Genomic DNA, 21402 nt, shown 5'->3' on the forward strand with positions numbered 1-21402 from the left:
CCGACGCCTGGCCATCCGGTGGGAACGTCGCACCGACATCCACTACGGCCTCCTGAATCTCGGTGCGGCACTGATCTGTTGGCGACGACTCAGCAACCGAACCCGATAGGAGCTCATAGCCACAGGTCGATCGCCGATGCCTACCCGAACTGAAATGCCATGTGCGAGAAGCGCAGAATGTGCAATGATGGCCCGGTCACAACATCCGGTGCGAGGGAGGGAGCGGGATCGTGGAATCGGCCACCGTATACCGCTGGAATATTCGCAACGGCACTGGCGTACTGACTCGACCTGACGGCCCGCCCATCTGGTTCCACATGTCCAGCGTGGAACAGGGCGACGTGCTCGAGATCGCCGAAGGCGACCAGGTCGATGTAGAAATCGAGAACGTTCCTCAGGGGGGATACGAATGCCGCGCGCTATCGGTAAGAAGGCACGTCGAGTAGCCACCGTCCTAACCGCACTCTCAGCTGTCAGCGCAGCTCTACTGGCTTCAGCACCGGGAGCGGCGGCCCAGCCGGGCCACTACGACTTCCATCCGAATGACACCCGCTATCGGTACGAGGGCAAACACGGCACCTTCACCGGCGATGCCGTCTACGCCAGGCAAGACCCTCGCGGTGGCAACCGCCTGATTTGGTCGCTGCGGCTGTCGCCCTACGTCCAGAACATGGTGCAAGGGCCGATGTCATGCGGGGCCGCCGTGGTCGGGAAATCCGGCTACCACGATTCGCACCCGTCGATTCCGGCCGACTACTTTTGGCACTCCACCATCACAGGGTTGCAGCTCGACCGCACCTACACACTGGCCGCGCGCTGCGACTTCACCGCCAACAACGGACACACGACCGCACCCGGCAACGTCCAGTACACCGTGAAGTTCACACTGCATTCGTCCTGATCATGAAAGCCCAGCGAGCAGGAGCGGTGCGAACCGCACGACCAGGGGCAGGCCACCAAATTCGACCGTCTGGCCTGCCGAACAGCTACCGGGCCCGGTATGCCCACATCACCCTGTCCAGGCCCGCTCTCGCCTGGCTCGCTGCCACGAAAGCAACTGCTACAAAAGGGGATACCTCAACTCGATGAAGGCATGATCGCACTCACGGTACCCGAGATCCGCTGCCTCCTCGTCGCGCCGGTCCTGCCCGCTCGGCACGACGCCCGTACCCGGGCCTGGCCTCGATGCGCCGCCGCCGACAACACCGGCCACGAAGGTGGTGACACGCTCGCCGAGGGCCATCACACGGAGTCTCTCGACGCCGCGGTCGAATCGGCCGTGCGGAATCTGGAGAACGGGATCGTCCCGACGTTCGACGAACTGTGCGACTGCGAGCAGTAGGACCCACCGCCAAGAGTCCGAGCGCGGCCCTCGGAAGTCACGGTCGCGACACCGCGCCAACTGTCGATGGCTCCACCGGCTGAGCGCGGGGCGATGGCGTACTCGCCGACCGCCGCGACGCCGATTCCCTCGCCAATGGGGTCGAGCCTGCCGCGGAGAATCTCCGACTGGTAGTTCCCCGGCTTCGGGTCTCCCCGAATCGCTACGCAACTCCCTACCTACCGCTCGGATTACACTGTTGCGGCGGGGCTCTGTGGTCGACTGCGATCGTGGTTTACGCCCTTCGACTCAATCGTCTTCGACCTCGATGTCGTCGGTGGGGAGTTCGGGGACGGGCTTGCCGGCGAAGTGATCGAGGATCCGCTGCCTCGACGATGCGGGCGGTATCAGACTCGGCGTCGGCATATTGTGTGGGTGGGACCACCATCGTCCGGGATGTAGCTCGTCCCATGGTGGACGTCGTCCGTCCTTCCGACGAGCCGCTCCTGGGTCGTGGTTGCCGAATCCGTCGACGACGGAATTCCATACGGGTCGGGAGTCGTTGATCATGACCCCCTCGGCCAGGGCGACGAAGACCTCGATCGCCACCAGGTACCGGACGGTGAAGTCCTTGACCTCCAGGTCGACCGCCTGTTCGATGGACTGCCTGTGCTCGGCGAGCCTGTCCCACAAGGGGCAGCCGTCGTCGAGGGGATCGACATTCCCTTTTCGCGTGCCCTTGGGTCTGGCCTGGCCGACGTAGATCGGTGTCTCGGTGCCGCTGATCGCCTGGTATAGCGAATGGTCGCCGTCGTAGTAGAGCGCGTAGACACCGGCACCGAGCATCAACTCGACGGACCCGAGCTCTTCGGTGTCCCGCAGGAGCAGTTCCCGCTCGACACTCCGTCCGAGGTTGACCAGGTCGAGTGGGTTGTACGGCTGCGGCTTCGTCGCCTTGGCCCGCCAGCCCCTGGGCTTGCGCGGCTTCTTGGGCTTCGGCGGCGGCAGCGGTGGCGTTGTCATCGCGGCTTGGTCTCCCCCGTCGACTGCGATGTTCGTGGCCGGGCGTCCACTCCCGATGAGCGACTCGCCTTTCCGCTGTCGAGGCCACCCGGGCTCGGGGACAACTGGTATACGACGTGGCTCATTCGTCGAAGTCCAGGACGTCCTCGGCGGTGATCTCCTCGGGGCTGGACTCGGGGATCGCCTCGATGACTTCACCGGCTCGGTAGTAGCGCCACGCGCTCTTGTAGTCCAGGTTCTCCTGATACATGATCACGTAGCCCATGAGCGCGGTGATCTGCCAATCCGGGGGCAACACCGCCGAGATCAACCGCAGTGCCTCGTGCGCGGTGAGGTCCGCCGCCGGGATGTCGATGACCACCGACTTCGACCGTGGCGGGAGCGCGAAGCGGAAGACGAAGGGCAGGCCGGCCTTCAGCGTCTTGAGGAAGGAGTCGAGGGAGACCCTCCCGGGACGGACGCCCAGGACCGATACGTCGAGATCGATCGGGAACTCGACGTCGAAGTGCCTCGCCTTGAGGATCGTGGTGTCCCGGCGGCGACCAGGGTCCTTGTTGCCGAAGCCGTTGTTGTTCCACGGCACACCGCCTTCGCCCTTGTGATGGCTGATGAGCAGCTGTTCGGGCGCCAGCGCGGAGAAGTCCTCGGCCACGTACAGGCATGAGAAGGTCACTCGGGTGAGATCGATGTTACGGCGACCGGAGATCTTGCGTAGGTGGTTGCCCAGCCGATCGCGGAGCGACTTGTCGGCTTTGCCGACATAGACGAACTGGCCGTCGAGGTAGAGCTGGTAGACGCCGGGGCGTTCGTCGACACCGACCAGGTTCACCTCGGTGAGCGCGATCGGGACGAGCGCCTCGAGAGCGACGGCGAGTTGATCGCCCAGCGCTTTGGTGATGCTCAACCGGAAATCGCTGTGGTGTGTTCCCCCGCCGCCGATCGCGTTCCGCCTCATCTCGGTCCCCCTTCGGTCACGCCCACGAGAGAACTCTATTGGCTCGATTCGTCTCAGTCGACTCGCCCCGACCGGAACCATTCGTGTCAGATCCCCGCGGTATGGTTCGCGCATGGATGACCAGCCCGGGAACGCGAACAGGACACGGACCAGCGTCGAGTTGTTCGCCGGTGGGGGCGGACTCGCGATGGCCGTGCACCAGGCCGGTTTCCGACCCCTGCTGTTCAACGAGTTCAACAAGCGCGCCTGCGAGACCCTCGTAGCCAGCGCCCGCAAGACGTTGGGCACCGACGGCCTGACCGTGATCGAGGATGTCCGTCCCGAACCGCCGGATGAGGGACAGCCCGCGCCGCTCTACCCAGCCGATGTCCAGGACCTCGACCTCACCGCCTTCGCCGGACGTGTCGACGTGCTCGCCGGGGGGCCGCCCTGTCAACCGTTCAGCGCCGGCGGGGTCGCCAAGGGCGACGAGGACAAGCGCAACATGTTCCCGGCCATGTTCAAGGCCATCCGCGACATGCGCCCGAAGGCGGTCATCTGCGAGAACGTCCGCGGACTCCTCCGGCCGTCGTTCGCTGACTACTTCCAATACATCGTCAACGAGTTGCGACTCCCCCACCAGGAACGCAAGGACTCCTCCCGCTGGCAGGACCACGACGCCCAATTGCGGGACATCCTCGCCGCGCTGCCCGACAACGACAGTGACAGCGATCACTACAAGGTCGTCGTGGTACCGGTCAACGCCGCCGACTACGGCGTCCCCCAAGTGCGCAACCGTGTCGTCATCGTCGCGTTCAGAGCCGACCTCGGCGTGGACGTCGAGGCCTTCGAGAAGCAGGTCAAGACACCCAGGTACTCCGAGGCCGCCCTGTTCCGCTCGATCAGGAACGGCGACTACTGGCGACGACACCCCGATGTCCCCGATCACGTCAAAGCCCGCGTCGAGGCGCGCGTTCCGAAGTTCGTGAAGGAGGACGACTGCCTCCCGTGGCGGACACTGCGCGACGCCATCGCCGGGTACGGCACCGACGCCACACTCCCGAAGCTGCCTCCGGTGAAACTCGATCGGCTCGAGGAGAAGTTCGACTTCGGTGACGAGATCGGCGTCGAACATCACATCGGATGGCCCGGAGCGCGAATCTACAAGGGCCACACCCCCAACGAACTCGACCGCCCCGCCAAGACGGTCAAGGCCGGAGTCCACGGCGTGCCGGGTGGCGAGTCGGTCATGCTGCTCGACGACCGCGTCGCCGACCCCGAATCCCCCGACGGTTGGCGATACCTGCATAGGTACATGACCGTGCGAGAGACCGCGCGTGTGATGACGTTCCCCGACGAATGGCTGGGGTCCGGCCCCAGGGGAGAGCAGATGCGCCAGCTCGGCAACGCCGTACCCGTGGTGCTCGGTGAGTTCTTCGCCTCGGCAGTCGCCAATGCCCTCGCCGCGGCGGAAGCGTCGGAAGCGGCCGCCGGTGACGTGCTCGTCGCAGCACGCTGACGATGATCGCGCGATCCGGGGAACACCGATGGAACGAGCGACTGCCATCCGCGCGGGCTTACAGGCGGACGGAGGGCGCCGTCGCTCCAGCGGTCGAGCAGGATCGCGCGGCCGGTGGGCGGAACCACCGGAACGTGGATCTCGGCGACGGACGATTCGCGCGAGGGTCTGTCTCCTTGCGCGTGTATCGACGCACTCGCCGGATCCGCGCCTACTTGCGTTGGTCGCGTGACGGCAAATCCGAGGAACGCTACATCTGCGAAGTCACACACGACTCGCGCAAGGACAACCTGATCCAGGCGTGGCGCGAGGCCCACTCCCAGAAGTTGGCGGGCGACCTCCCGCTACCTCTCGCGTCGACGGCGTCATCCGCCGCGGTGCGCGCGGTCATGCGCGCGAACCGTAGGCGCGACACCGGCCCGGAGATGGCGTTGCGAAGGGCTCTGTACCGCCGTGGCCTGCGGTACAGGGTTGACGCTCGACCGGTCGCGAAGCTTCGCCGTACCGCCGACATCGTCTTCACAACCGATCGCGTAGCCGTCTTCGTGGACGGGTGCTTCTGGCACGGCTGTCCATCACACCACCGACCCGCGATCAAGAACTCGAAGTTCTGGAACACGAAGATCGCGGCTAACCAGGACCGCGACCGCGATACATCCACAAGGCTCGCAGAGGCCGGTTGGCTCGTGATCCGAGTGTGGGAGCACGAGGATCCTGACGAGGCCGCCGAACGCATCCAAGCCGCGCTCCTCAGCCACCGTCGACCATCCCGTCGCTAATCGGGCGGCGGGAATCGTCGTAATTACGGCCCACCCACGCACGCTCGGGAGATTCCCATCGCTCCGACGGCGAGATCGCGGCGTCCCTCCGTTCGAACCTGCTGGCGATCATTCTGCCGCGCAACCTGATTCGGCGAGATCAGCTGGTCGGCACCGGGCGCCCCGGCTGACCCAGGACCACGGCGGCATGTCGGTGGCGCGAGCTACCCTGTGGCGGCAAGCCACGCCGGGCGGGCAGAAGGGGAGACCTGTGACAGAGCAGTTCGTCAACATCGAGCCGCATCCGCGAATTCTGACCGTCCTAGGGGACATCGAGTTCAGCCCGCTGCAATGCCTGTCAGAACTCGTCGACAACGCGTTCGACGAGTTCCTGTCGAGTCCGGCCGTCGATGGTGAGCGCCCCACCGTGAACGTGAACCTGCCAGGCAAGGAGGGGAACGCGCGTACCGCTGAAGTCTGGGTCACCGACAACGGCCGAGGTATGGACCTCCCGACCCTGAACAACGCCGTACGGGCGGGCTGGTCCGGCAATGCCCGCTACGGTGCGCTCGGCCTCTACGGGATGGGCTTCAACATCGCCACGGCTCGCCTCGGTCGTCTCACGACCATACGGACGACGCGAGCCGGCGACCCGTCTTGGACCGTGCTGGACCTCGACCTCGACGCGTTGGTCAAGGGCGGCAGCTATAACGTGCCAGCCCGTCAGGAACCCAAGGCCTCCCCCGAAGAGCACGGTACTCAGATCATCATCAAGAACCTGAAGACCGACCAGTGGCAGGAACTCGTGCGCCGCGGTGACAAACTGAGGGAACAGTTGGGGGACGTCTATTCCTACCTGCTCCGGGAGCGCGGCTTCCTGATCACCGTGAACGGCAAGAAGACCCAGCCAAGGCTGCCGTGCGTCTGGGATGCCTCGCGGACCGTGACCCGCAAGGGCAACACCATCCCCGCCGTCATCGAGTTCGACGAACGCCTGCTCCCCGCTATGGCTTGCTTCAACTGCGGCTGGTGGAGCCCCAGCGGGGCCGACAAGTGCGACGACTGCGAGAGCACCAACATCCAGGAGCGTGAACGACGGATCTGGGGCTGGGTCGGCATCCAGCGGTATCACCACGCGAACGACTACGGCCTCGATTTCCTGCGCAACGGACGAAAGATCCTCACCCGCGACAAGAAGCTCTTCTCGTGGGAAGACCCCGATGGCATCGAAGGCCCCGACCTCGAATACCCCATCGACAGTATCCGTGGGGGCAAGGGGCGCATCGTCGGGGAGATCCACTGCGATCACGTGCCGGTGTACTACACCAAAACCCGGTTCATCGAGGAAAGCCCCGAATGGATCAAGCTGGTGCGCACGATCCGCGGCACTGTCCCCATGAAGGAGAAGAAAGCACAACAGCTCTACCGGCGAACCAATGACAGCTACCTCGGTCGGCTCTACACGGGATTCCGCCGGGACGACGCCGGCCTGAACTACCTGCTCCCAGGAGCCGGGGGCAAGGTCCTGTTCGACAAGGCCATCGAGTGGGCAGAGAAGTTCCGCAAGGGCGACCCCGACTACCAAACCGACGAAAAGTGGTATGAGGCGGCCTATCTCAATGATCATCCGGTGACGGTCGACCCCGGCGACGTTGATGCGGATCCGTTCGCGGCCATGGGCCTCGGTCAGGGGCCGACCGCTGCGCCCACCAGCGTCTCGCCCTCCCCTGCTCCCGCGACCCCCATTCCCGCTGCCAAGACACTCGATGATCGATTGGCGGACTACCGAGCGGCCGGGTCGCAAGTCGTCGACTTGTCGGGCGAATACGAGGTCAAGGGCCACGGTTCGGTGTCGTTGACCGTATGGGCGGTCAAGGGCGTCGTACTCGCGGACCAGAAGGGGACGAACGTGCCGCTGTTCGCCCACCTTCGCAAAGCTCCCGACGTCGAGATCTTCGTCGACATCACGCATTCCCTGTTCACCGAGTACGGTGTCGATTTCCGCGACATGGCGATGGTGGAACTGGCCGAATGGATCCGAGTCGCGCGTGGCGCGACCAAACCACTCTCGACCGTTCTGATGGACCTGAAGAGCCGCGCCACCGACCAGAAGGTCACCGCCGAAGCGTTGACCGGCCGCGCCACTCGCCTGCTCGACCGTGTCAAGGACGCGATGCAGCGTGAGATCAAGGGTGGGGCGCCCACCGGTTACTGGGACATGCTTCAAGAATCCGAGAAGGTCCGCGCCCAGCAACGATTCGTCGTCGAGGGCGGGAACGGCGGGTGGGAATCCGCCATCGAGGCCGGCGACTTCGTCCCCTTCTTGCCTCCCAATGCCGTCGTGCGACTGCTCGAACTGCGCCCGGACGCGTTTCTCGACGGAAAGGTGTTCCACCGCCCCTACGCCAACCTGACCGACCAGGAATCGCGTGCCTTGGTGCTCACGCGTCTGACCGGCTTGGTGAGCGACCTCGCTGTGATGGCCGAGCACCAGCCGAAACTCGACCTCGACGAACTCGCGCGGATCCGGCTCAGTTGCCTGCTGGTCGAACGCGACCTCGCCGACACCGAATGAGGGCCATCCACCATGACTGACGGATTCCTCGGACCTGGCTTTCTGCGGGAGCTGGGACCCAACCAGTTCCCTCGTCAGATCGAGAGATTGCTGTGGCACATGGGATTCACCGAGGTCGCCAACATCGACGGCTCCGGAGATCAGGGCGGCGACATCCTCGCGAGCGCCTCGGGGCAGGACTGGGTCCTCCAGTGCAAGTGGCGCAAACAAGGCCCGATCTCCGCTGATGGCGTCGACGAGGTCGCCCGGGCCCGCGAACACTACCGTCGAGACAAAGCCGCCGTGGTCACCAACACCGTCCTCGGCGTGGACGCCGAGCGCCGCATCGACCGACTCGCGCTGATCGGCCCGCAGATCCACGAATGGCCCGGCGATACCCTCCGAAGGGCCTGGGCCAAAGTACCTGAACGCTTCGGTGCCGTCACCCCGCGCGATTATCAGCGGATCGCGATCGACAACGCCGTCGGCGGACTGAACGCCACCGGCCGGGCGTTGGTTATCCTGGCCACCGGCTTGGGTAAGACCATTGTCGGAGCGGAGGTTATCGACGAGCACCTTCGTCGGCAGCCGAACGACCTGGTCCTGGTTGTCGCCCACACCAAGGATCTCGTCGATCAACTCGAACGCGCTCTCTGGCGTCACCTGCCCAAGACCGTAAAAACCCGGCTGGTCACAGGAGAGGAACGTTCCGACGATCTGTCCGGCGTCGCCTGCGCCACCCTCGGTAGCGCGCTCTACATGGTTCGGCGGGGGTACCGCCCCGCGCTGGTGGTGGTGGACGAGGCTCACCACGTCGGGGAAGACGGCCAGTACGGCGAGCTGCTCGATCTCCTTACCGACGCCCGACAAATGGGCCTCACCGCGACGCCCTGGCGCGGCGACGAATACGACATCACGCATCGGTTCGGCGAACCTGTCGTGAAGATCGGCATCGAGGAAGGCATGCGCCGGGGCTACCTCGCCCAGGTGGACTACCGCCTCTTCGTCGACAATATCGACTGGGACATGGTCCGGTCGGCCAGCCAGCACGATTACAGCTTGGGCGAACTCAACGCCCGACTGTTCCTCCCCCAACGCGATGAGGCTGTCCGCGACGAACTAGCCGCCGTATGGGGAACCACACCCAATCCCCGGGCTCTGGTCTTCTGCCGCACCATCGACCACGCCGAACGCCTCGCCGACCTCCTGCGCCGCACCCCGAATTGGTCTGGCGCCCTAGCCATCCACGCAGACCTCTCCAAACGCGAACGCCAATCCCGTCTCTTGGCGTTCCGCTCCGGCGAGGTCCCCATCCTCACCTCTGTGGACATCCTCAACGAAGGTGTCGACGTGCCGGATGTCAACATCCTGTGTTTCGCGCGAGTCACCCACAGCCGCCGCATCTTCATCCAGCAGCTCGGCCGCGGCCTACGCCTTCGTGAGGGCAAGGAGCGGGTCGCCGTCCTCGACTTCGTCAGCGACCTCCGGCGCGTGGCGGCGGCACTGAACATAAAGCGCGCGGTCGCCGACTCTGCGGATACCGAGGAGCTCCAGGGCATCACCCCATCCCGTGTCGAGTTCACCGACCAGCGAGTGGCTTCCCTCATGGAAGAATGGATCAAGGACGCCGCCAGCCTCGAGACAGCCTACGACGAGGTCCGGCTCCAGTTCCCAGACCAGACCATGACCAGTCAGCGGTGATCAATGCCCCCGAAAGTGCCCAAGAACATCCAGGTCCAAGTCGCCACCGAGCTCTACCAGCGAGCCGAGGACATCGACTGGGATCTGCTCACCGATCGTGAACGCGCCAACTACTACGCGAGGTGGGTAGATGATGAGAGGATCGGCGGCGTCCTCGTCGCGTACCTCCCTGTTGGCGATGTCCGTGTCTGGATCAAGGATGGGCCGATGAAGGAATACGTCCGAGCGCTGGAAGGGATCGGCACATACGCGTCGTGCGCCACGAAGCGGTTCCCCCCGCACGACACCCTCGTGAAGCAAGGGCTTGGCTCTTCTTGGGATCTGGTGCCAAAGTCTGTGAAGGAAAAGCCCATGCACTGCATGGCTACCGACGGAGAGCACGAGCGCTATGTGTGTTGGGGTGCGCCCCATACTTTCAAGGATCTGATCTGGGCCGCGCTCGGTGCGGCTGTCAGCTCGTCGGAACCGCCTCTGATCATTGTTACGACGCGCACTGGCCATCCGCAGATGACACAGGAAGAGGACTTCCAGAAGTCCGTCGCCAAGCGTTGCGGTCTGCCGATTGCCCACATCAATCGCAAACTGACCCCTACATCCCCCGCAAGCTAGACGGGAGTCACCGTCCCAGCAACGCGGTGAGACTACCGCGACAGTCTCACCGGTAACCCGAGACGACAAATTCTGTTGAGCTTGCCGGTCCCCGACAACGAGCATCGCTGGACCGTGTTCATACCCTCACGATACGAGGAATTCACAAGTGCGCGTTCGGCTACGGAAGACTAAGGTTGAGTTGCTGTGCTAGCTCACGGGCGAATCGGGAGTATCCACGCTCGATCTGATCGCCGCGGTTGTCGACGCCGGACTCGGTGGTGTGCAGTAGGACCGAGCCACGGCTACGTGTGAGTGCTACATAGAAGCTGCGGCGCTCTTCACGGACTTTCGTCTCCGCTGGCGGAACAGGACAACCGTAGTTCCGACCCCAAGGTGGGACGACTCCTTCTGTCAGGGCAGGGAGCAGCACTGCTGTGAACGTTCTCCCCTTTGCCCCGTGATAGGTACCGATTGTCACACGGCCGGTTGACTCAAGGTCATTCGCGATTTCATCAAGCGGTTGTCCATCCTCAGCAGACAAAAGAGTTGCGAGTTCCTCGCGATTGCGGTTGTCGCCGAGTCGGATCGCCAAAGGTTCGAGATCGCAGTCCGCTGCGACGCGTGCGGTCCACGTCGCGACGTCGTATCGGGTTGACCCTGGTTCGACGTCGGTGAGGGTCTTGTGCAGTGCAAGCATCCGCCTGAGAACTGGCATGGTGCTATGTGCGTAGCCAGCCTGGGATCGGAGATGTTCCAGTTCACCGAGCAACACGTCAGCACCTGCTGGAGAGAGCTCCAACGGTGCACTCCCTTGATACGGCTCGGCCACCCGGGTTACGTAAAGTGCACACGACGCCAACCACTTACCGATAGCGCTCTGCAGCGATGCAGATGTGCCTTCGAGACGTGCCTGTATCCCAGCCACGCTAAGCTCCTCGTGAATGAGCGGCCCGAGTGGCGCGCGAAATCGTAAGAGGACCGCGACCTCATTGGGCGCTACGCCCGCCGCAAGAAACCCCCGGACCGCAGTGACAGCTTGCCGTGCCTGCGTTCGCGAATCACCACTCGAGATTCGTATTTCAATTACGCCTGGGTCGTTTCGGGCCGGGTCGGCCTGCCAGCCGCGCGATTCGGCTAACGCGACTTCGGCGGCGGCGATCACTGCGGATCCGCACCGATAGTTCGTCTCAAGACGCGTTTCCGCGAAATCCTCACGCTGGCTCAGTGCGTGCATGTATCGAGGATCACCGCCGGTAAATCCGAAGATGCTCTGGTCCGCGTCACCGACGGCAGTCACAGACACGCCAGAGTCGACAAGCAGTTCAACGAGGCTGTGCAACGCAGCACCGAGGTCCTGGTATTCGTCAATCAGGATCGTCGGGTACTTCGCTTTGACGACTGCCGCCACCACGGGGAATTCGCGCATTAACGCGACTGACTTGAATACGACTGCGTCGAAGTCCCAGATCGACAGCCTGTCACACTCGTACTCATACCGCTGAATGGCGGCCACGTTGGCGGGGTTCTCGTCGCTCACATCCTCCCCCGCTGCCATCCTGCGCCTAAGAGGTGCGAAGACTTCCCGAAGCGCCCACCGATTCGCTCCCGCGACCTCAGCGCATTCGTCACGCAGTTCGTTGATGTCGCGGGACGACATCAACGCATCCCGCCCCGGGAGACTGACGTCCATCAACTCGGCATACGGCAGTACCTGGCTGAGACAGAAGGTGTGGAGGGTGCCTGCAAACAGGCGATGGGGTTCAGAAATGCCGAGACGCGCGAGGCGCTGATGTAGTTCGAGTGCGGCCTGGTTGGTATACGTGATCGCGGCCAGACCACGCAGCGGACTGATGTCGCTGCACAGCAGGTAGCCTGCCCGCGCGACGAGCGTTCGTGTTTTGCCGCTGCCGGGACCGGCGATGACGACGAGATTGCCGACCGTAGTCACCGCAGCCTGTTGATCGTCGTCAAGATCGCGGATGTCATCAGCCAGCATGCGTGGCAGCCGCACAGTCGGTCGCGCATTGTTTCCAGTCACGGACGCACCATCAGCACTCGGCGCCAAACAGGGGATGCTCACGCACGGTTTCGCTTGCCCAGTCGAGAATGCGCAGACAGGCCCGCGCAGTACCTGTTTCACTTAGAAGCTCGGCATCAATCGCCTCCCCGTCCTCGACGCCCAGTTCGACATCTACTTCCAGGGCATCGAGCAATTGCAGAGTGCGTTCTCGCATATCAATCCCGGCGACATGGTCAGCGAGGCGTTGCGCGAGGCGCCCCTTACCGACTCGCTCAATCCGGCCGAGCACCCGACCGATGCGTCCCGCCGAAGTGACTTCTTTCCCCTCTCTGGCTGCGCCCGCTACGAGAGCAGTAGCCGTCGCTTCGAGAAGCGACTCAAGACCGTCCTCGGCCATCAATACCTGAACATCACTGGCCATATTCGCCGAACTGTTGGCCGACGGGGCCAACTCGCTGTAGGCGCTGACCAACTCATTTCCGACCAATGGCAAGAGATCGATTTCGAGAGTCTCGTCACCCACGAAGATCATGTGGCTCGCACAGATGTCCTGCAACGACTGACGAAGATCGAACCCAGCATCTCGATCCTTCTTTTCGAGTTCGATCAGCTGCTTCACACCCTCGGTCACTTGCGTGCGGGCAGGCCCATCACTCAGGAGTTCGGCGGCACGAGCCAAGCCCTGCTCAGGTCGTTTGCTTGTTCGAAGCGGGTCACCGTCGGTGAGGATCGCGTATGGGATCGCGAGTCCGTCCTTGCCCAAGAGTTTGACGTACGGCTTGAAGTCAGTCCCTGCGACGTTGACGATGACGATTCCGTACTCGTCGAGATCGAATCCCGCCGCCGCAGCGATAGCAGGTAGCAGAAAGACCTCTGCGACTCCTTCGACCAATAGCACGACGCGTGCGAACAACAGTTCCGCTCTCGTGACGTCGAGATACCTGCTGATGTCACGGCGCTCCCGAGCATCGAGCCTGGCCTGCAACGCGGTCACTGCCACCGATTCGCCGTCCACAGTGCGCAGCAGTAGCAACGAGTCCAGCGGCGCGACGGCGGCGATATGTGGGCTGTGAGTCGTTAGCAGCAACGAGGGCTCGGTCTCGAGCAGGTGACGGAACAGTCGGCGCTGTAAGCCGACATGCAGGTGGGCCTCCGGCTCCTCAACCCCGATCACGGTAGTTACGAAGGCACTGGCAGCACGCCTCACAGCCAACGCTTCCATCAACAGGCCCAAGTAGAGGACGTTTGCCGCACCAAGGCTGGCATCGGCGACGCTACGAGTCCGAGCGGCATCAATGAACAGCCGCAAACCCCGGAGAAGCGAATCTGGCCTGCTTGAGACGACGCCGATGGTCGGTTCCACGGGCAAACGCGGTCCGACCAGGTCATGCAGCCGCGTCGCTAACCGCTGCTGTAGTCCATCGATCTCAGGCTCGAGAGCCAAGTTTTTCGCTACGACGTCAATATCCGCAGCAACCGCAGCGAGCTTGACAGGGTCGAAATCAAGGTCCTCGAGCAACGTACGCAAGGGGCTGCGATTCCAGCGAGAGAGGTCTGTTTCGGCATCGCGCAGGGCGGGTAGTACCCGGAGACTCACCAGTCGGCGGATGCGGGAGGCATCCGTCGTCGGGTCGTCTTTCTTCATTACCCGGAAGTCATAATCGTTGGGGTTGTATCCCCGTTCTACCTCATAGCCACGATCTGCGAGCACAGTGTCACCGGACAGTTCCAGTATTGCTCGGGGCGCGAACCGGTAGGTCAGTGTGGCGCGCATCGGTCGCTCAAGACGTGTCAATGCACCGGACAACGCTGCGACGGCTTCATCGTCGTCATCGAAGCCGCTGAACTCGACTTCGACCATGACCTCGGCGCCACCACTCAGACCAGGCCCCAGAGGTCCGGTCGCGCCGTCGTGAATGTCCTCGGCCTTCAGCCGTCGCGCCGAGTCAGGAAGATCTGGGTCGAGCACCAACTGCAGCGCGTACAGGAAGTTGCTCTTCCCGACGCCGTTCTCGCCCACGATTACCGCCGGAGCCGGGAACGGGTCGATGTCCAGGTCAGCGAAATTGCGGAAGTTCACTATGTGAACCCGGCTTATGTGCAGTGTCATCGCAGTCCCGCCGCATCAGTGATCGTCTGTGTCGCCGCCAGCGAGGGAGTGCGGCAAAATGATGACCGGCGAACGTTGACCGATGATGCCGCATAGCCTGGCACGGCACGCAATCCTCGAATCATCAAACGCTCCTCCCCTCGCAGTCTGCGCGACGTTAGCTCGGCGACTGCAAATACTGGAAATCCAAGACTGGTTGGTCGACCAAGATGCGGTGACAACTTGTCTGAACCCTCGGCCTGTCTGATGGGACGGTTGCGTGGTCCGGGCTCAGCTGCCCCGTAGCGTGCCGCAGGAGATCGGGCGGGCTGACTCGAGAACCGCCTGTCCACCTGGGGGGGTGACTTGCCCGTGATGTGTCCACCCACTGAGGTTCCCCGCTTTGTCGGAGGGGCTCTGACTGAGGAGAAGGGCGATGGCGACGCAGTCGGCCCTGACACGCCAACCGTCAATCCGACACACGTCCATCGCGGTTCCAACATCCACCACCGCGTGCCTCACGAGAGCCCAAAGGCCAATCGGTCAGCTAGAGCCGCAAGCCATTTCCGCTGTTCCGTGCTCCTCGGTGGGGCAAGTCAGTGGCTACGTCGTCTGCCTGGGATGCCACCGCGCAACGCCCGGATGCTCTGTCCGCCGGTGTCGACGCGGCGAACTATCGATGCTTGCTGTGGCGCAGGCGAGGTGATGTCATCGAGGCGCTGCGGAACGTCGCCGCCTTCCGGCGCTAGTGCAGCCGTCGCGGACTTCTCGCACAACCTCGTCGACGACGGGACGTTGTGCGAGTAGATCATTCCGGTGCGCCGGTTCACACGTGTCCGGCGACCACAGCTCGGACAGGCATGTGCAACGGCATCCACGTAGTCGGCCATATCGCATTCTGGCATTCTTCTTCGGCAGGCACCCGCCCAACGGCGCTGGCCGCATGACGTCACAGGCGCACGACCGGCGAGCGATGTCCAGCGCCCGCGCAACCGTCGGAGCAGGCACGCTGATGACGTCTACTCCAACGACTCCGACACGATGACCCGCGTCGTGCGGTGGCTGCGTAGATCGGCCTCGTGCACTGCGTAAGCGAGCCTTCGACGCCGCGCCGCGATCGAAGCACCAGCTCATCGGCATATCGCACGGGCGCTGGTCCGGCCCTAAGGGGTAGGGCCGGACCAGCATGCGCCTGGGTATTCAGCCTGAGGCATGGCACATCCTCGCCCAGTACGAGGGCTCGGCTAGCGTAGCGGCTCGAGCCGACATGCGGAATGCAGGCAGGTCCTTCTCACCAGATCCGCTAGGGGCGTAGGCGTGGACTCGTCACGAGGTCGAAACCGCGCTTGCTGATAGGGGCCCGACCGATCACTCGTTGCCGTGACACTGTGCGTTCGGATCGGTGGGCACCACCGAACGCACACGTGTCTCTCTTGCAGACGACTACGTATAGCCCGCCGATGCACTCCGACTACGAGCATTGACCGCAGACCAGAAGTCGGTCCACCACACACACAATGCGATCGACTAGCATCCGAGCCCGCGGGTGTCGATAACACGAGTGGGGGATCAGGATGGCTAGTCTCACAACCGGTTTCGTGTACGTACTGACCAATTCAAGGATGCCGGGGCTGGTCAAGATCGGTAAGACGGACCGGCTGATCGGAGACCGCGCCCGAGAGCTGTTCACCACCAGCGTCCCCGTGCCGTTCGACGTTGAGTTCGGCCTGACGACCTCCCACCCGAAAGACGTCGAAGATGCCGCACATAGTCTCCTGGCGGCGTACCGGCTGTCTCGTCGAGAGTTCTTTGAAGTACCCGTTGATCAGGCCGTCGACGCCGTTCGGGCAGCGGCGAGTGAAGTAGCCGGCCAAGCCCGCTGGGCGGGTTCAGGACACGAGCACATGGTAGGCGCAGGTGATCGAATTGCGCTGGCGACTGAAGCAGGTCAGTTGTTCTTGCATGTGCACTATCCAGACTTCCGAGCCGTGCTGAACAACCGCCCCGAGATCGCCGATTGCTGGCAGGCTCACTCCGATGGCGACAGCCTGGAACTGATGGGTACCGACGACGGCGCCCATGTCCTCAGCTTAGGTGACGACGATCCGGACAACAGCTGGACCGACCCGGTGCCCTACATCGACCGGGCGGCGACATTCCCCAACGCGCTGATCAACGGCAAAGAGCGTGCCATGCCGGGGGATCGGATCGTCTGGCTGGGAACCGCTCAGCCAGCAGCGGTGTTCCAATTCACAGATTACTGCCAGGTAATCAGCCGCACCCGGGACTTGAAATCGCTGCCCACCAGCGCTGGAGCCTTCCCGCTGCTGCTGAACCACGTCACCTATGACCGGCCACCCACGGACTTGTTCCTATCCGGCCAGGCCGCGATCGCCGACATGTCTTATCCCGACTGCTGGGCGCCACGAGGCCCTGAAAACACCGACATTCATGGCAGTGCTCCACAGCCGCCCGAGTACTGGATGCCTCCGCTGGCCAAACGCCAACGTCGCCTACGCTAGCCGAGCGGGAGGCACGTCGAATGGCTGCGCCGGTGGATGCAATGCGCAGCCACCACCATCCGCAGATCGGACAGATGAAGGTGGACACGGAATGCGCTGCAATGCAAGGTAAGTCACCTGCCCTTGCCCCCATTGACACTCCCACCATCTAGGTTCTAGCCTCGATGTCAGCTGCGAACCTAAGTCAAATCACACATCCTGAGCTAAAGACATAAGACATCCGGGCATGAAAGCCCCATGACGTAGCCAAAGAACCTTCTTTATTACCACTTGCGAACGCGCAGCCCATCAGGTCTTCCTGCGCCCGCCGGAAGACCCTCCGCCGTTCGACAAGAGGTTCTCCACCATGGGCTCCACCCAACTGCTTACAGTCGCGCTCGATGTCACACAGGGGACATACGTTCGCGCACCTGACAACTCCCGTGATCCGCGCGTGCCTGAGCTTCGCAGCATGGGCTACAGCGGAGATCAGACGTTGGTATGCGCGCTGTGCTACGCCGAAAAGAACGAACTGGTGCCGCTCATCGTCCGGAGCAGACTCGGCGGATCCCGGCGACCGCACTTCGCTCACCCCGCCGGGTCGGGCCCGCCCAGCGGGCGGCACAGCGCCGAATCAGTGTGGCACCTGACCAGCAAGGCTGTTCTCGCGGAGTGGGCGGGGCTGCAGCCGGGCGTCATCGATGTTCGTAACGAAGCGTGGCTGCCCAACCATCAACGTCGCGCAGATGTGCGCATCGTGTTCGACGACGGCCAACAACTCGCCCTAGAGGTCCAAGCCTCCCCGTTGACCGATCAGGAATGGCTACGGCGGCACAACGACTACCGCGGCAACGGCATCACCGACCTCTGGATTTGGCACCCAGACGTCCCGCCGCATTGGGCAGCGCTCACCGCCCCGGACGGCGCCCAACAGTTGTGGACGATGGATCCCGAGCACAGATCCCTCAGCTTGATGGTCGCCAAGCCACACACATCTACGCCCAGCCAGGCAGCACCCGAGAACGACGTTATCCACCGCGTACGACACCTCCCCCCCTGCATCGAGGACGAGCTCGTGCCACATGTGCTTCCGCTCGACGAACTCGACCTCACCTCTCACGGCATCTCGAATCCCGTTGCGTTGCAGCGGGCGTTGGCACTAGACCTACAACATGAGCGTGAACGTATGGCCCGCATGCAGCATCCTCAACCGAAACCAACCCGGCCTCCGACACCATCCCCAATGATCGCAGCGTCCACACCCCAAACCTCTTCTACTCCGACGCAATCGGTGTCACCGCCGCCTCCAGTGGATTCGGCAGCACGATCTCAATCGGCATGGCTTCGACTACAAAACGCCTTCATGGCAGCCGGACACTCGTTCGAGTACGGAGACGCGCCGCGGCTTCAACTCCCCCGTGCACGACGAACCGTGCCCTGCCTCGCCTGTGGCCTCATCCTGTCACCGACCACCAAGCTCGACGACGTCTCGCCCTGCAGTCCTTACGAACACAGCGATCGACCCACAGGACCACGATCGTCGCGTACAAGCAGTTCGTACTACAGCGATCCCGATCATGACCAACTTCCGCTCTTCTAGTGCCTCGCGGCTGCTGCAGGGTGGGTGACACTGTCACCCGATCCTGCAGCAGCCCCCACCGTTCACGACCAGGACCTCGTTCATGGCTGAGTTTTCTGCTTCTTGGTCCTTCCTCGCAAGCCGCCGAGGTTGAGCTGTTGCTTGATGCCGCTGTCGAGTTTGAGCTGATCTGGAGTGCCATTGAAGGCACGGACGGCATCGAGCAATGCCCGATCACGCCGACCGGTCAATTTCGGTGTGATGAGCTCAAGGAGTTCGGCCCACTTTGTCCGCGGTAGCTCATGCTGCAGTCGGCTGGCGATCTTGCTGTCGTCAAAAACGCGCAACGCAATCGCTGCCTGTCCGCCATCGAACTTGCCGATAAGCTCCTTGTAGATGGGATCAGCACTCCACGCCGTGCCGCTGCCGTTGGTGAGGAAGACGTAGACGAGCTGGCGAACATAGGTCGAGCTGATGCGTGCGGGAACCTGACCGTACTTGCCGACCAGATTCAACAGTCTTTGAGCGACGGGCGGTTCCTGATAAAAGTTGTTCCAGCCTTCGTGGGCATTGGTCAGGTCATCGAGGGCCTGGGCGAGCTCGGCCTCCCGGTCAGACTCTGGCAGGTAGGCAGTTCCATCGACGAGGTCGAGCAGATCTCGGGCACGCTGGGCTCGGTCGGCGTCACCGTTGGCGCGGAACCGCGCGAGCTTGATCCCGCACTCGTTGCGCTGGTCTTCCCCGATATAGGGCCAAAGATCGGGCCACAGGTTACGTACATTGTCGAGCGTGTCCGGGGGCGAGCCAGGTGTGTTGAAAATGCCGAATAGACCGGCTCCCAGGTTGTCAGCCTGGTCGGGCGGCAGATTGTCGAAGAACGCCGCGGCGCTGGTCAGTTCGGTCGTGGTCAGGCGCTGTGTCCTGACGTTACTAAGAAGGCGGCCGATCTCAGCGACAACGTTGTCGCGTGGGAGCGTGATGACCTCGCGGATGCAAGTCTCCAGCCATTCCGCCAGCTTCAAGCCTGTCAGCGAAACCTGGTTGGGATGCGCAGCGCTGGCATTGTTGCGCATGTAGCGGATGTGGTCGAGTTGCTTGTAGCCGACGTCGCTGATCAGCTTGATGCGGTTGGCCGCCTCGATTAGCTTGGCGTCGTCGATCTTGGACAGGTCCTCGGGTGTGCGGAGGGTGCTGCGGCGTGTTGGATCCGGCTCAGCGATCTCAAAGAAGTATGCAACGTCGAAGGAGACGACCCGCGCCCGCAGCTCGTTGATCGTCTCGTTCCAGAGGTAGTTCAACGCGGCATCAAACAAGCCCACCGAGGCGGCCAGGATCATCTTCGCGACGTAAGAGGCTCGTGCTCGCTGTGTGCTGTCGAGCCCTTCGAGAGCATCAGGCGTGTTCCGGAGCAGCTTCTCCCGTTCCCGAACGTTGATAATGATGTCCTCGGTCGGCAGGCCCCACTGATGTATCAGGTTGAGCATTAGATCCTCGAACGCCTGCAGGTCCTTGCCCGCCGCGGCGGCGGGCACGGCGGCGGCCGGGTCCGGCCTGACAACCTGGGCGGAATTGCCCTGATTCGGGTCATTGCCGATTCCGTCGCTCATAGATTCCTCTCCCTTTCGATCATTCTCATCAAAGCCAGTCGGTCCAGGTCAGAGGTTCGTTAGCGCCTCGCAGGTCTGAGGACCAGATCGTGATACCACCGTGTCGTGCTGGGAGGGCGCACGTTCTTCGACAACCCTCGGTACGCACGCGCTGCGACGGTCGCGCGCCTGTTGGACAGAGGTTGAACTTGTGGCGGACGATCAACCGCGGGCCATGTCCACAAACCGGCTCAAGTGCATCTGGTGTGCGACGGTGATCGTCGCGGTCGGGCCGTGGCGATGTTTGGCGACGATGACGTCGGCTTCGCCGCCGCGCGGATCGTCTCGTTCCCATGCATCAGGGCGATGAAGCAACACGACTGTGTCGGCAACGTGCGCGATCGTTCCCGAGTCACGCAGATCGGCCAGCGCGGGGAGACGCGGCAGTTGGCGTGGGCCGGGGTTGGAGGACAGTTGGCTCGTCACCACGACCGCGATCTCAAGATCATGTGCCAGCGCCTTCAGTCGGCGAACCACCTCGGAAACCTCACGCTCGCGGTTCTCGTACGGCAGGTCTGTTCGGGCGGTCAGCAGTTGCAACGAATCGATGACGACGAGACGGAGTCCGGTGCGCGCTGCGTCGGTTTCGCTGCGTTCGGCCACCTCGGTGATCAGCTCGACAATGGCGCTGATGTCGCGATCGATCGGTCGATCCACGATCAGTGGCGCCTCTGAGATCTCCGACATGCGTCTGGCCAGTTTGGTCCAGTCGTCGTCGGACATCCTGCCCGAGTGAAGGTCGGCTATTCTGATCTTTGCTTCGGCGCTGAGCAGCCGCTTGACCACGCTCATCGGCTGAGTTTCCAGAGTCAGGAACAGCGTCTCCATTCCGTGCTTCACGGCGCATGAGCGTGCGATGTCGAGCACCAGAGTGCTCGCGCCGACCCCGGGATGAGCCCCCACCACCGTCAGGGTTCCCATTTGTAGACCGTTGGTGAGTTCATCGAGTTCGTTGAAGCCGGTGGGGATACCGAGGGAGATGCCACCGCGGGAAGCGATGGTGTCGGCCTCTTCTATGGCCGGTTGCAGCCAGTCTTCCAAGAAGCGCAGAGCCTCAGGGCTATTGGGGTTCGTCACCGCCTCGTTATACGCCCTCGATCGCACACAGGTCGTCGTTGCTGGATACGGGAGGCCGATGGCCCGCTCGACGACCCAGGTTTGACGTC

General features: G+C 63.1%; 17 protein-coding genes. 11 read left to right on the forward strand and 6 right to left on the reverse strand.

The window, feature by feature from the left end; all coding sequences use genetic code 11:
* Positions 1–230: 230 nt before the first annotated feature.
* The 3 genes from ACFOW8_RS09675 (at position 231) to ACFOW8_RS09685 (ending at position 1342) form a co-directional block, all read left to right on the forward strand.
* Positions 231–446, forward strand: coding sequence for a cold-shock protein (locus tag ACFOW8_RS09675; RefSeq protein WP_167659902.1), 216 nt, complete (start codon positions 231–233; stop codon positions 444–446).
* A complete protein-coding gene (locus tag ACFOW8_RS09680; RefSeq protein WP_378548844.1) occupies positions 410–901 on the forward strand; it encodes a hypothetical protein in 492 nt (163 codons plus the stop codon). The genes ACFOW8_RS09675 and ACFOW8_RS09680 overlap by 37 nt, the downstream gene beginning before the upstream one ends.
* A 192-nt stretch (positions 902–1093) precedes the next feature.
* Positions 1094–1342: a hypothetical protein gene (locus ACFOW8_RS09685; RefSeq protein ID WP_378548847.1), complete on the forward strand. Its 249-nt coding sequence runs from the start codon at positions 1094–1096 to the stop codon at positions 1340–1342.
* Between the two features lie 288 nt (positions 1343–1630).
* Here ACFOW8_RS09685 and ACFOW8_RS09690 read toward each other — a convergent pair whose 3' ends face one another.
* Together ACFOW8_RS09690 and ACFOW8_RS09695 are read right to left on the reverse strand one after the other, a co-directional pair.
* Positions 1631–2344 carry an Eco29kI family restriction endonuclease gene (locus ACFOW8_RS09690; RefSeq protein ID WP_378548849.1) on the reverse strand — a complete coding sequence of 238 codons (714 nt, stop codon included), beginning with the start codon at positions 2342–2344 and terminating at the stop codon, positions 1631–1633.
* A gap of 121 nt (positions 2345–2465) precedes the next feature.
* The gene (locus tag ACFOW8_RS09695; RefSeq protein ID WP_378548851.1) at positions 2466–3299 is read right to left on the reverse strand and encodes a GIY-YIG nuclease family protein; all 834 of its coding nucleotides are present in this window, start codon (positions 3297–3299) and stop codon (positions 2466–2468) included.
* A gap of 112 nt (positions 3300–3411) precedes the next feature.
* On the opposite strand from ACFOW8_RS09695, the gene ACFOW8_RS09700 reads away from it, so the two are divergent.
* The 5 genes from ACFOW8_RS09700 to ACFOW8_RS09720 all read left to right on the forward strand — a co-directional run bounded on the left by ACFOW8_RS09700 (position 3412) and on the right by ACFOW8_RS09720 (position 10419).
* On the forward strand, positions 3412–4797 hold the full coding sequence (locus ACFOW8_RS09700) for a DNA cytosine methyltransferase (RefSeq protein ID WP_378548853.1): 1386 nt from the start codon (positions 3412–3414) through the stop codon (positions 4795–4797).
* A gap of 377 nt (positions 4798–5174) precedes the next feature.
* Entirely contained in the window at positions 5175–5576 is a 402-nt protein-coding gene (locus ACFOW8_RS09705) for a very short patch repair endonuclease (protein ID WP_378550669.1), read from the forward strand.
* A gap of 250 nt (positions 5577–5826) precedes the next feature.
* Entirely contained in the window at positions 5827–8130 is a 2304-nt protein-coding gene (locus ACFOW8_RS09710; RefSeq protein ID WP_378548855.1) for an ATP-binding protein, read from the forward strand.
* Between the two features lie 12 nt (positions 8131–8142).
* A complete protein-coding gene (locus tag ACFOW8_RS09715) occupies positions 8143–9810 on the forward strand; it encodes a DEAD/DEAH box helicase family protein (protein ID WP_378548858.1) in 1668 nt (555 codons plus the stop codon).
* Positions 9811–9825: 15 nt separating this feature from the next.
* Positions 9826–10419 (forward strand): hypothetical protein, encoded by a 594-nt coding sequence (locus ACFOW8_RS09720; protein ID WP_378548861.1) that lies wholly within the window; start codon positions 9826–9828, stop codon positions 10417–10419.
* A gap of 160 nt (positions 10420–10579) precedes the next feature.
* Here the strand turns inward: ACFOW8_RS09720 and ACFOW8_RS09725 are convergent, their stop codons facing one another.
* Both ACFOW8_RS09725 and ACFOW8_RS09730 read right to left on the reverse strand, forming a co-directional pair.
* Positions 10580–12439, reverse strand: coding sequence for a UvrD-helicase domain-containing protein (locus tag ACFOW8_RS09725; protein WP_378548864.1), 1860 nt, complete (start codon positions 12437–12439; stop codon positions 10580–10582).
* 10 nt (positions 12440–12449) lie between these two features.
* The gene (locus ACFOW8_RS09730; protein ID WP_378548867.1) at positions 12450–14531 is read right to left on the reverse strand and encodes an ATP-dependent nuclease; all 2082 of its coding nucleotides are present in this window, start codon (positions 14529–14531) and stop codon (positions 12450–12452) included.
* 578 nt (positions 14532–15109) lie between these two features.
* On the opposite strand from ACFOW8_RS09730, the gene ACFOW8_RS09735 reads away from it, so the two are divergent.
* The 3 genes from ACFOW8_RS09735 to ACFOW8_RS09745 all read left to right on the forward strand — a co-directional run bounded on the left by ACFOW8_RS09735 (position 15110) and on the right by ACFOW8_RS09745 (position 18611).
* Positions 15110–15259 carry a hypothetical protein gene (locus ACFOW8_RS09735; protein ID WP_378548870.1) on the forward strand — a complete coding sequence of 50 codons (150 nt, stop codon included), beginning with the start codon at positions 15110–15112 and terminating at the stop codon, positions 15257–15259.
* An 849-nt stretch (positions 15260–16108) separates the two neighbouring features.
* The gene (locus tag ACFOW8_RS09740; RefSeq protein ID WP_378548873.1) at positions 16109–17032 is read left to right on the forward strand and encodes a GIY-YIG nuclease family protein; all 924 of its coding nucleotides are present in this window, start codon (positions 16109–16111) and stop codon (positions 17030–17032) included.
* Between the two features lie 346 nt (positions 17033–17378).
* Positions 17379–18611 (forward strand): competence protein CoiA family protein, encoded by a 1233-nt coding sequence (locus ACFOW8_RS09745; protein ID WP_378548876.1) that lies wholly within the window; start codon positions 17379–17381, stop codon positions 18609–18611.
* An 80-nt stretch (positions 18612–18691) separates the two neighbouring features.
* On the opposite strand, the gene ACFOW8_RS09750 is transcribed toward ACFOW8_RS09745, so the two are convergent.
* Both ACFOW8_RS09750 and ACFOW8_RS09755 read right to left on the reverse strand, forming a co-directional pair.
* Complete coding sequence (locus tag ACFOW8_RS09750) at positions 18692–20197, reverse strand: hypothetical protein (protein WP_378548879.1); 1506 nt, start codon at positions 20195–20197, stop codon at positions 18692–18694.
* Positions 20198–20398: 201 nt separating this feature from the next.
* A complete protein-coding gene (locus tag ACFOW8_RS09755) occupies positions 20399–21313 on the reverse strand; it encodes a DnaB-like helicase C-terminal domain-containing protein (protein ID WP_378548882.1) in 915 nt (304 codons plus the stop codon).
* Positions 21314–21402: the final 89 nt, after the last annotated feature.

It is taken from the genome of Nocardia rhizosphaerae, from assembly GCF_042650365.1.
Taxonomy (GTDB): domain Bacteria; phylum Actinomycetota; class Actinomycetes; order Mycobacteriales; family Mycobacteriaceae; genus Nocardia; species Nocardia rhizosphaerae.